This is a genomic window from Microcystis sp. T1-4, assembly GCF_000297435.1.
Lineage (GTDB): Bacteria > Cyanobacteriota > Cyanobacteriia > Cyanobacteriales > Microcystaceae > Microcystis.
Genome location: NZ_CAIP01000053.1, coordinates 1 through 11362, shown reverse-complemented (window position 1 = coordinate 11362; position 11362 = coordinate 1). Strand labels below are relative to the sequence as shown.

General features: G+C 46.0%; 8 protein-coding genes and 1 pseudogene. 6 read left to right on the top strand and 3 right to left on the bottom strand.

Going from position 1 to position 11362, the window contains the following annotated elements:
- Positions 1-22: 22 nt before the first annotated feature.
- Positions 23-2248 (bottom strand): glycosyltransferase, encoded by a 2226-nt coding sequence (locus MICAI_RS02985; protein WP_008197499.1) that lies wholly within the window; start codon positions 2246-2248, stop codon positions 23-25.
- A 186-nt stretch (positions 2249-2434) separates the two neighbouring features.
- Between MICAI_RS02985 and MICAI_RS02980 the strand changes: the two genes are divergently transcribed.
- Entirely contained in the window at positions 2435-2617 is a 183-nt protein-coding gene (locus MICAI_RS02980) for a hypothetical protein (protein WP_002769951.1), read from the top strand.
- On the opposite strand, the gene MICAI_RS02975 is transcribed toward MICAI_RS02980, so the two are convergent.
- On the bottom strand, positions 2610-3149 hold the full coding sequence (locus MICAI_RS02975; protein ID WP_004268241.1) for an NUDIX hydrolase: 540 nt from the start codon (positions 3147-3149) through the stop codon (positions 2610-2612). The two genes, MICAI_RS02980 and MICAI_RS02975, sit on opposite strands and share 8 nt — an antisense overlap.
- A 121-nt stretch (positions 3150-3270) precedes the next feature.
- Here MICAI_RS02975 and rpsN point away from each other — a divergent pair, with 121 nt between their 5' ends.
- A complete protein-coding gene (gene rpsN, locus MICAI_RS02970; protein ID WP_002740009.1) occupies positions 3271-3573 on the top strand; it encodes a 30S ribosomal protein S14 in 303 nt (100 codons plus the stop codon).
- Positions 3574-3915: 342 nt separating this feature from the next.
- Here the strand turns inward: rpsN and MICAI_RS02965 are convergent, their stop codons facing one another.
- Positions 3916-6069, bottom strand: coding sequence for a polyribonucleotide nucleotidyltransferase (locus tag MICAI_RS02965; protein WP_008197497.1), 2154 nt, complete (start codon positions 6067-6069; stop codon positions 3916-3918).
- Between the two features lie 598 nt (positions 6070-6667).
- Between MICAI_RS02965 and prfA the strand changes: the two genes are divergently transcribed.
- From prfA to MICAI_RS02950, 4 genes and pseudogenes are all read left to right on the top strand, one after another.
- Positions 6668-7768, top strand: coding sequence for a peptide chain release factor 1 (gene prfA / locus MICAI_RS02960; protein ID WP_008197495.1), 1101 nt, complete (start codon positions 6668-6670; stop codon positions 7766-7768).
- Between the two features lie 343 nt (positions 7769-8111).
- On the top strand, positions 8112-9353 hold the full coding sequence (gene argJ, locus MICAI_RS02955) for a bifunctional ornithine acetyltransferase/N-acetylglutamate synthase (RefSeq protein WP_002736235.1): 1242 nt from the start codon (positions 8112-8114) through the stop codon (positions 9351-9353).
- A gap of 48 nt (positions 9354-9401) precedes the next feature.
- Positions 9402-9604: pseudogene (locus MICAI_RS27710) on the top strand (hypothetical protein).
- Between the two features lie 290 nt (positions 9605-9894).
- Entirely contained in the window at positions 9895-11211 is a 1317-nt protein-coding gene (locus MICAI_RS02950; protein ID WP_008197494.1) for a pentapeptide repeat-containing protein, read from the top strand.
- The last annotated feature ends 151 nt before the right edge of the window (positions 11212-11362 follow it).

Genomic DNA, 11362 nt, shown 5'->3' with positions numbered 1-11362 from the left:
GTATTTTCGACTTTTGACTAAACTAAAGGGCTGTTTTTCGATTCAAAAATGCCCGCCAAATCAAGCCTATTCCCCGAAAAAAGCTGATAATTAACAACCAAAGTGATTGTAATTCTCCTGCCGTATTTTTCGGTTGCCAGCACTGGGGACGACAGAATAAAAAAGTAATTATCTTTCTCTGGTCTGATAGGCTAAGTGGCTGAAATTTAAGGGTCGCTTGCCAGATTTTTCCTCGTTTTTCTAGATTGACTAGATGGGCCGATAAGCACAAATATTCGCCTAAAATATCTAGGAGTAATTGTTCTGAGTAGATGGGTTCCTTCAGGTGAATTTCTGCTCCTATTTCCGAAAGTTTTTTCAGATTGCCCTGTATAATTATATCCGATTCTGTGATCAATTTAACAGGAGATTCCAGTGCTTGGTATTGAGTTTCTAGGGCGAGGGGAGCTTCCAATAAAGCCACTAAAGCAGTCATGATAATAACCACATTATATATAGCCAAAATCAAGCCAAAATTTAGGGGATTTTCTTGATAATTGTGATGGTGTAAATTAAAGAAAATACTAATTAAAGTAATGGTGAGAAAAAACAGCAATGGGTAGGATAAGTGCCAATTATATTGATAATTTTGGCGAGCAATTCCCTTCGGTGTCACCTGAAATCCTTTGTCAAAGGGTTTCCAAAGAATATGGAGAACTGTTAGGGCTGTAGGTATACAAATAATCATCGATAGTACCTCAGAAAAAATAATCGAGCGCGAGCGACAATTTAACCAGTGATAAGTGGCTAACTGCAGCATCATGTAGGGTAAAAATATATAGATTGTCTCATCGATAGTAATGTTCAAAGGTACGATATAACCAAAGGTATAAAGGAGAGGAATCAGCAGAGAAAATAAACGAGCTAAGGGAGAAAACCAAGATAAAAGTCCTTCTAAGTGTGCCAATCTTTGGGGTAGGGTTAGTCCCGCAATTTTTAGGGGATTAGCTTTGATAAAAAATGCCTGTAAAGTTCCCCTTGCCCAGCGCAATCTTTGCCGCAAATAAGCTGATAAACTTTCGGCAGATAAACCAGCGCTGAGTTTTTCATTTAAGTAAATAACTTCATAACCTTGAGCAGAGATAGCAATTCCAGTAAAATAGTCTTCACTAATAGATTCTATATTAAAGTAGCCCACTTCTTCTAAGGCCTTTCTTCTGACAATAAAAGAAGTGCCAGCACAGACAGGACTACCCACCCCATCTTTAGCTGGTTGGATATGACGATAAAATAATTCTTCGTCGGGAGTAACGATATTTTCTAAACCTAAGTTATGGGCGATAGGATCGGCATTATAAAAGCTTTGGGGCGTTTGCACTAGGGCAATTTTGGGGTTTTGAAACCAGCCAACAGTTCTTTCTAGAAAGTTCCGACAAGGGATAAAATCCGCATCAAAAACTACCACTAATTCCCCTTGTGTTTGTCTGAGAGCATTGTTTAAATTACCTGCTTTAGCGTTTTTTCTATCCTCACGAGTCAGATAATGACAATTTAATTTTTCTGCCAATTCATAAATTTCTGACCTCTGGGTGTCATCGAGAATATAAATATTTTTATGGGGATAATTAAGGGCTTGACAACCGATAATAGTTCTTTTTAAGATGAAGGCTGGCTCATTATAGGTGGGAATCAGAATATCTACCGTCGGTAAATACTGTTTATCGATTACCCCTTGGCTATAAAAATCAGCTTCTTTGTGTCTATCCTTCGTGGTTAAGACTAAAACTAACTGAATCACGCTACTACTTAAAACCATCATCTCAAGGCCTAAAAGTAGTAAACTAAAAAAGCCATTAATAGGGGTGGAAAGATTTAAGGTTTCCAGAATCCTCCAGACTAGATAGCGCAGGGTGATAGCGAGAGTGATGGAAATAATAACTAATCTTGACCAAACTTGCGGACGCGGAGACAAGAAAATGATTAACTGCGTAAAAATTAGCAGGATAACCGTGGGTAATAATAATTGATAGCTATGAGCAACCGTGGGAACTTTAATCCAAGCAAATGGGTTAAAAAATTCTTCTACTAAGCCAAGGATTAATCGATAAATACTGTCTTCTGGCCAAGATAATGAGAAACTGACCATCATTAGCCCGCCGATCACTGCCAAAATAATTAAAAGAACCGATATTATCGCTAAAATGGATTTGAATACGGAGGAATATGCTGGTTTTTGAGGGAACGGAAAAATCGATTCTCGGTTAGACATAAATCCCCTTCTGAGTAAATAAATCTAACTACATTTTACAATTCTTAACAAAAACCCGGGCATTTTTGGCAATGACAGGAGCGCTCTCCACCAAAATGCTACATTTTGTATCAAGCCGAAGATGAAACTAGCAAGAAAAAGTCTAGAAATAGTATACTCTGGTTAACCGTGAGGAAAAATTAATCTATGATAGCCGTCAAAATCGCCGTTGTTAGCGCTCTCGTTTTAGTTGTGGTCAAATTCGTCGCTTCTGTTCTAGGTAAAGGCAATATACCCCTACTTAATCAGGCTGTCACCGTGATTTTAAGCCTTTTTATCGGTTTTGAGTTGATTCAACTGGGACAAGCGGTGATTGAAAAGATTAATTAAGGGCTAAACGGGCCAGATAGAAGCTAGTAATAGTTTTAGCATCGATCGATTCTCCCTTGGCGATCGCCGATTCCATTTCCTCAAAACTCATAAAAACCACTTCTAGATCTTCATCGGCATCTTGAGCGGGGGGCAAGCTTAATTTTTCCAGATCCCGGGCCAGAAAAGCATAGATATATTCATCGGAATAACCCGGTGCCAGGGCAAATTTACCCAAAGATTGCCAATTGTGGGCCCGATAGCCCGCTTCTTCCTCTAATTCTCGTTTTACCGTTGTAGCAGGGTCTTCTCCTTCATCAATCGTCCCGGCGGGAAATTCCAGAATGCGAGCTTGCAAACTAAATCGATACTGACGTACTAAAACCAATTGACCTTCCTTGGTGATTGGAACTGCTAAAGCGCCCCCCGGATGACGCACACATTCCCATTCTCCTTCGACACCGTTAGGTAAACGCAGTTTCGAGACTTCAAATTGAAAGACGCGACCCTGATAAAAAAGACGTTGTTGGAGAAATTGAGGCGGTTCAGACATAGAAAATTTGCAACTAGGACTTTAAGAATTAATATCAACAAATGTCACCTTTGTCACCGGTGTTTCAGGTTATAATAGAAAATGCTGTCTTTACAGGTTAAATCTTTTTCGAGAAACCCCCATGGCAAAAAAATCGATGGTAGAACGCGAGAAAAAACGCGCTCGTCTCAGACAAAAATACGAAGCTAAACGGGCGGAACTAAAAGAACAATTCCGCACCGCCGAAGATTTTGAAGAAAAACTGGCAATTCACCAAAAATTACAGGAATTACCCCGCAATAGCGCCCCCAGTCGTCACCGCAACCGTTGCTTAACGACCGGCAGACCGAGAGGATACTATCGCGATTTTGGTTTATCCCGCAACGTTTTACGCGAATGGGCCCACCAAGGTCTTTTACCCGGTGTGGTCAAGTCTAGCTGGTAGTCAGAAACAATATCTAGGGAAAATACCGGGATAGAGGCGTGGTTTTTGCGTCTCTATTGCCGTTTTTAGGTAGGGTTTGCGGCAAAAAGTACGGGCGAAGCATTCGGATAGAAAATCTACGGTTTCACCGATAGGTTATTGCCCGAATGCTTCGCCCCTACAGGACGCGATCGCCGCTCAAGATGCCAGGTTTTGAAGCACGATTCTCTCAAAATCTTGCACCTGTTTCGCCAGAAAAGCCACAAAACCCTTACCTTGCCTACATTTCACATTTATTCAGCAAGCCCTAAACAAAAACTCTTGATCGAGCGATCAAGAGTTAACCATGAACAAAAAATTCACCTAGACTACAGTAGCAGCCTTACGGGCAGCGGCGGCCTCATCGGGATGAATACCGAGACGGGTAAGATTGAGACGACCTTTACTGTCGATCTCCCGTACCTTAACTAACACCTCATCCCCGACGGCCACTTCATCCTCCACCTTACCGACGCGTCCCTCGGCCAATTGGGAAATATGGATCATTCCCTCTTTCCCCGGCAAAACTTCCACAAAAGCGCCGATTTGGATAATGCGAGTCACGCGACCGAGATAAACCTCACCCTCATTGAGTTTGCGGGTCATATTGTAGATCAGTCGTTTAGCTTTTTCGGCCTGTTCCCCATCGGTAGAGGAAATGGTGACAGTACCATCGTCATCGATATCGATTTTCGTGCCGGTCTGTTCAGTAATCCCTTTCACCGTCTTACCACCTGGCCCGATTACTAACCCGATCAGATCCGGATCGATCTTGATCGTCAATAACCGGGGTGCGTGGGGAGATAATTCCGTGCGGGGTTTTTCTAGGGTTGCTAACATCTTCTCGAGGATATGTTTGCGGGCCGGTAAAGCTTGTTCGATCGCCTTGGCCACCACTTCCATGCTTAAACCGGGGATTTTCATATCCATCTGAAGAGCGGTGATGCCGGAATCAGTGCCAGCCACCTTAAAGTCCATATCTCCCAGAAAATCCTCTATACCCTGAATATCGGTCAAAATCCGCACTTCTTCCCCTTCTTTAATTAAACCCATGGCCGCACCGCTAACGGGTTTTTTCAGGGGAACACCGGCATCCATCAGCGCCAGGGTAGAACCACACACGGAACCCATGGAGGTGGAACCATTAGAAGAGAGGACTTCCGACACCACCCGCAGCACATAGGGAAACTCCTCCTGGGGGGGTAGGACAGGCACGATCGCCCTTTCCGCTAAAGCACCGTGACCGATTTCTCGACGGCCGGGAGAGCGCATGGGACGGGTTTCACCGACGGAAAAGGGTGGAAAATTGTAGTGATGAAGATAGCGTTTTTCGTCTTCGGGATGGAGATCGTCCCCTAAATCCTGAGCATCCCCGGGGGTGCCAAGGGTGGCGATCGAAAGCACTTGGGTTAAACCGCGATTAAACAAACCGCTACCGTGAACCCGACGGGGTAAAACTCCCACCCGGCAAGAAATCGGGCGTACTTCGTCCAGTTTACGACCATCAACCCGCACCCCATCCTCGATAATTTGGGCGCGCATCAGTTTTTTGGTCAGATCCTTAAAGAGATTACCGATTAACTTGGGTTCTTCCAGCGTTGGAGCTTTTAAGGGATCTTCATCGGGGAGAGCGGTTATAGTTTCCTTGAGCCGATTTTCGATCGCCTCTAATTTCTCATCCCGTTCGGTTTTGCTGAGGGTAAACTGAGAGAGAATCTGTTTAATTTCCTCTTTAGCTTGTTCTTTCAGGAAATTCTGCACGGTTTCGTTTACTGCCGGTGCTTCCCGGGTGACGAGGGGAATACCCAACTGATCGATCAATTCCCGTTGAGCGGTGATCAGGTCGCGCACTGCTTCATAACCAAAATCGATCGCCTCAATAATATCCCGTTCTGGTAACTGATTGGCTCCCGCTTCGATCATCACTACCCCTTCGGGACTACCGGCCACCACTAGATCCAATTCTCCGTTATGGATTTCCTTGTAGGTGGGATTGATGATAAATTCATCCCCTAACAAACCGACGCGCACCGCTGCCATCGGTCCTTGGAAGGGAATACCTGCCAACAAAACCGCCACGGAAGCCCCAGTAACGGCCAAAACATCCGGGGGTACCTCCTCATCCATTGAGAGGGTCGTAGCGACCACCTGAATATCATCCCGCATCCAATTGGGGAAGAGGGGCCGCAGGGGGCGATCAATCAAACGACCGGTCAGAATTGCTTTTTCCGGGGGACGACCTTCACGACGCAAAAATCCTCCCGGGATGCGCCCGGCGGCGTATAATCTTTCTTCGTAATCAACGGTTAAGGGCAGGAAATCTACTCCTTCTCTGGCCTTGGCTGTGGTTGCTGTCACTAAAACTGCCGTTTCTCCCGATTGGATCAGAACGCTACCGCCAGCTTGGGGGGCTAAAAGCCCTATTTTTAGTCGAATATCCCTGCCATCAAAGGATATTGACTTATCAAACTCTTCCATGTAAAGCTATATTCCTTTCTTTCACTTTTCTCTGTGCTGTCGCCATCCTAGCATTTTTTGTCCCCCTTTCCGACAGGTTTAATATTCAGTGATCAGTGATCACTGATCAGTTATCAGTTATCAGTTATCAGTGATCAGTTATCGGTTATCAGCTTTTTTCTCCCTGCTTCCATCTCCCATCTCCCCACTTCCCCAATTTCCCACACCCCACTACCCCACACCCCAATTCCCCACTACCCCACTACCCCACTACCCCACTACCCCACTACCCCACACCCCAATTCCTGCTTTTAAACAGGATTTAAGATTACTTGCTCAAACCGGCCAAAAAATGATACTTTCAGATATAGGAATAATCTGGTTAAGAAAAAAATGTCTTCCCTTGCCGCTTGCTGGCCTAAAAATATTTCTAAGTATTAGCAAAACTGACTGACTCTCAGCAGTTGAGCGGGATTTTTCCTAGCTCAAAGAACCCCAGACAAAGAAAATTAAGACAATTAAAAGGATTGCGTCTCTATTATCTGTCAGACGCTTCTAATCCAGTGAATTTGCGGGTTATCTTCAAATTAACCCCGTTTAACCCTATTTATTATCGATCATGGCTGAAAGTTATTTATTAAACAAACTGCAATCTGTAGAACAGACGTACAAAGAATTAACCCGTCGTCTAGCGGATCCCGATGTCACCAGTAATCCGGGTGAATTGCATCGTCTGGCCAAATCCCGCGCTTCCCTAGAGGAAACGGTCAACACTTACGAAATTTGGCAAAAAAGTCAAGAGGATTTAATCGGGGCGAAACAAATATTCAAAGAATCCGCCAGCGATCCCGAATTACGCGAAATCGCCGCCCTAGAAGTGGCAGAATTAGAGGCAAAAATCGCCACTTTGGAAGACCAATTAACAATTCTGCTGCTGCCCCGGGATCCCCTCGATGAAAAGAATATCATGCTGGAAATTCGCGCCGGGACTGGAGGTGATGAGGCCAGTATTTGGGCGGGGGATTTAGTTCGCTTGTACTCAAAATATGCCGAAACTCAAAAATGGAAAGTTAGCCTTTTGAGTGAATCTCCGGCGGATATGGGAGGATTTAAAGAGGCAATTTTAGAGATTAAAGGCGATAACGTCTATAGTAAGCTGAAATTTGAGGCAGGAGTCCATCGGGTGCAGCGGGTTCCTCTGACGGAAGCAAGTGGTCGCGTCCACACTTCCACCGCTACCGTGGCGATTATGCCAGAAGTGGACGATGTGGAAGTGCATATCGATCCCAAGGATATTGAGTTAACCACGGCTAGATCTGGGGGAGCAGGCGGTCAAAATGTCAATAAAGTGGAAACTGCGGTCGATTTAATCCATAAACCCACGGGAATCCGGGTTTTCTGCACCGAAGAGCGATCGCAATTGCAAAACCGGGAACGGGCCATGCAGATTCTCCGGGCGAAACTGTACGATATGAAGTTACAGGAACAACAGGAAGCGGTCAGTTCCATGCGACGCTCTCAGGTGGGAACCGGTTCCCGTTCGGAAAAAATTCGCACCTATAACTATAAGGATAATCGTCTCACCGATCATCGCTTAAATCAGAATTTTTCCCTCGAGCGCATTTTAGACGGCGATATCGAAGAGGTGATCCAATCCTGTATCGCCAGGGATCAACAGGGAAAACTGGCGGAATTAGCCGCTGCCCAAGAGACAGCTTAATTAGGACACAGGAGACTCCGAGACTCCTGGATTATTTTTATTTATGCTCCCCGCTCCCCTCTCCCCAACCCGCAACGGTCAAACCCCGTGCATGATTAATTTTTCGCAGTTCAAAATTGATTATTATTCATTAAACCTCTTGCATAATTAATTTTTGAGGATTCAAAAACGGCAAAAATAAGGATTAAATTGCCTAGAATCTGTGAATTATTCATTCTTAATTCTCCTGACTACTGACTACTGACTCCTGACTCCTCACCTAACCGAAGATTTTTGATTTTTACAACAGGTGTTTTTTACTTGCTATAATCGAGTGTCGAATTTGAGTAGGAGACGGGAGAAAATGGCCGATTGGCAGGAAATAGAGGGGGGGATCACGGCCCCAAAAGGATTTAAATCCGCAGGGATGGCCGCGGGGCTAAAACCGTCCGGTTTGCCCGATTTAGCCCTCATTGTCTCGGAAACAGAAGCGATCGCCGCCGGAGTCTTTACCACCAGTCAAGTGCGCGCCGCTTGCGTCGATTATTGCCGTCAACGCCTACAAACTAAAGCCAGCGCCAGGGCGATTTTGTGTAATGCTGGCCAAGCAAACGCCGCCACGGGGGAAGCCGGATGGCAAGACGCTCTCGATAGTGCCGCCGCCTTGAGCCAAGTTTTAGGGATTCCCGCCGATGCAATTTTGCTGGCATCTACGGGAGTGATCGGGCAACGGATTCGCATGGATGCGTTAACCGCCGCTTTACCGACCTTAGCGGGTTTATTGTCGGAAAATGGTGGCGAAAGCACGGCCCGGGCGATTATGACCACGGATCTAGTCCCCAAATCGATCGCCTTGCAAACCACCATCGATGGTCGTCCGGTCACAATTGGGGGAATTGCCAAGGGATCGGGGATGATTCACCCGAATATGGCGACGATGCTCTCCTTTATCACCTGTGATGCCGCAGTATCGACGGTTCTCTGGCAAAGTATGTTAAGTCGGGCGGCTAATAAAAGTTTTAATCAGATTACGGTGGATGGGGACACCAGTACCAATGACAGTCTGATCGCCTTGGCTAATGGTCAATCGCGCACCACGGCGATCACAGAAATGGGCCGGGATGCCCAAAAGTTAGAGGCCATGTTAACGGAAGTTTGTCAATACTTGGCTAAAGCGATCGCCCGGGATGGGGAAGGGGCCACCTGTTTAATAGAAGTGCGGGTTTCGGGGGCGGCCGATGATCAGTCCGCTCGTCAGATTGCTCGCACCATTGCCGGCTCTTCCTTGGTAAAATCGGCGGTTTTCGGTCGAGATCCCAACTGGGGACGAATTGCGGCGGCCGCGGGCCGGGCCGGGGTTGTCTTCCATCAAGAAGACCTGCAAATCAAGTTAGGCGACTTCGTGATGATGGAAAATGGTCAACCTCTGGCGTTCGATCGAGCTAGTGCCAGTAATTACCTGAAAGCGGCAGCAAGCGGGGCTTATTTACGAGAAGATACCGTTTTAATGTCTATCTGTATCGGTAACGGTTCGGGAACAGGTACGGCCTGGGGTTGCGATCTTAGTTACGATTACGTCAAAATTAACGCCGAGTACACTACTTAGGGTTTGCTGAAAAAGCTTTTCCTAGGGGCAGGGTGTGGGGTGTGGGGTGTGGGGTGTGGGGTGTGGGGTTTTACCTATTTTCAGGACGTTCGGCGAAGCTCAGTCGAGTGGACGGTGAGCCTGTCGAACCGCCGTGGTCAGTTACCTAATTTTCAGGGAAAAAGTCCAGGGATTTTCCCCCCGATCCCCGCAACGGCTGGCACTTTTTGAGGGAAAAAAAGTCTAAAAGTCTGATCCAACAAGGTTTTTAGATTTATTCAGCAAGCCCTACTTAAAGCGATCGATTCTGTAAATAGGCTCTCTTGTCCTTGCTGGATTGTATCCCAACAGCTTGATCAAAGGTTGACGTTAGGCTCTAGTCTATACCGACAATCTCGATGATCGATCCTGTTGATTACACAGCAGCCAAGAGAGCCGATTACTCGATTAACAGACAAACTTTAATGGTTGGATTTTACTCTCTTTCAACCAACCTCGAAAACAGTTTTGTCAGTCCCTCAGTTTCTTGGCAAAATCCATCTATTGGTGGGGAAAACGCTGCATGGTTCCGAGAAAATCACCACGAATTCCTTTAGAATTGCACCAGATCAAAGCTCACGAGTTTTATCAAAAACGGCTGGCATCGGGTAAAGAAGGCAATGAGATAGATGACTGGCAGCAAGCGAAAGAATATTTTAGCCAACATCCCAGAGCGATTCTTGCTTGGAATCTAAAGATGCCCTATCGCCGGGGAAAAAGGCTAATTAAAAGATTGTTGCTATCGCTCCAGTCTCTTGTCAGAGTTGCTTGGAAACTGCTAATCTTTCCCTTCTGGCTATTTCAGCAAATACCGGGACTTTTTGCCCGTGAAGACAAAGACAGCCGCACCTTTGCCATTGATGTGGTCAAAACGATTATTTCTGCCCTGGGATTAATTGCCACCCTTTTCGCAGGAATTGGGCTTTTTGTCAATTATCTCAATTCTCAAGCGGAAAGGCAACTGATTCAGGAACGTCTGATTACCGAGCGCTTCTCGAAAGCTGTCGAGCAAATCGGTAATAATAAAGAGGAGGTGGTAATTGGCGGCATTTATTCCCTAGAGCGAATTGCCAAAGATTCTCCCAAGGATCAATGGACAATTATGGAAGTGCTGACTTCCTACATTCGTAAAAATTCCCCCATTCCCTCGAATATTGAACAACTGAAGCCAGAGGAAAGACAGAAAGTCCTAGAAAAGCTCCCTTCCGTGAGTATTCCAGTTCAGGCCGCTTTAACGGTAATCGGCCGGCGTAAAGTTGAGAATGACCAAGCTGGCGATAATTTGGCTGAAACAACTGACTCTAATAAAATTAAAATTCTTGATTTAAGTCGGACAAATTTGAGGGGAGCCAACCTCAACCGAGCCAACCTCGACGGAGCCAACCTCAACCGAGCCAACCTCGACGGAGCCAACCTCAACGGAGCCAACCTCAACCGAGCCAACCTCTACAGAGCCAACCTCAACGAAGCCTACCTCTACAGAGCCTACCTCAACGAAGCCATCCTCTGGGGAGCCAAACTCAACGGAGCCTACCTCAACGAAGCCAACCTCAACGGAGCCGAACTCAACGGAGCCTACCTCAACGGAGCCGACCTCAACAGAGCCAACCTCTACGGAGCCATCCTCTGGGGAGCCATCCTCTGGGGAGCCGAGGTTGATCCAAAACAAATTAAATCGGCCTGCTTTTGGGAAAGAGCAATATACACGGAAGCCAACTGGGATGAAGATAAACAATTATGGGTGGCTGCGGACCGGGAAGCCAATCAACGAGAAATCGAGAAACTCAAAAGGGACAAAAACTCAGATCCGCGAAATCCGATCGATTGTAATACTAAATAGGGTCTGCTGAAAAAGTACGGGCGAAGCATTCGGATAGAAAATCTCCGGTTTCACCGATAGGTTATACTAAATCCGCTGAGTATAGGCTACATATCAGGAGAGGCACTTCTGCAAGGGGAGTGACTGTTAAATTATGACAGATGTATTGGCA

Coding starts and splice junctions, on each gene's coding strand:
- MICAI_RS02985 (WP_008197499.1), bottom strand. CDS start 2,248: ATGTCTAACCGAGAATCGATTTTTCCGTTCCCTCAAAAACCAGCATAT.
- MICAI_RS02980 (WP_002769951.1), top strand. CDS start 2,435: ATGATAGCCGTCAAAATCGCCGTTGTTAGCGCTCTCGTTTTAGTTGTG.
- MICAI_RS02975 (WP_004268241.1), bottom strand. CDS start 3,149: ATGTCTGAACCGCCTCAATTTCTCCAACAACGTCTTTTTTATCAGGGT.
- rpsN (WP_002740009.1), top strand. CDS start 3,271: ATGGCAAAAAAATCGATGGTAGAACGCGAGAAAAAACGCGCTCGTCTC.
- MICAI_RS02965 (WP_008197497.1), bottom strand. CDS start 6,069: ATGGAAGAGTTTGATAAGTCAATATCCTTTGATGGCAGGGATATTCGA.
- prfA (WP_008197495.1), top strand. CDS start 6,668: ATGGCTGAAAGTTATTTATTAAACAAACTGCAATCTGTAGAACAGACG.
- argJ (WP_002736235.1), top strand. CDS start 8,112: ATGGCCGATTGGCAGGAAATAGAGGGGGGGATCACGGCCCCAAAAGGA.
- MICAI_RS02950 (WP_008197494.1), top strand. CDS start 9,895: ATGGTTCCGAGAAAATCACCACGAATTCCTTTAGAATTGCACCAGATC.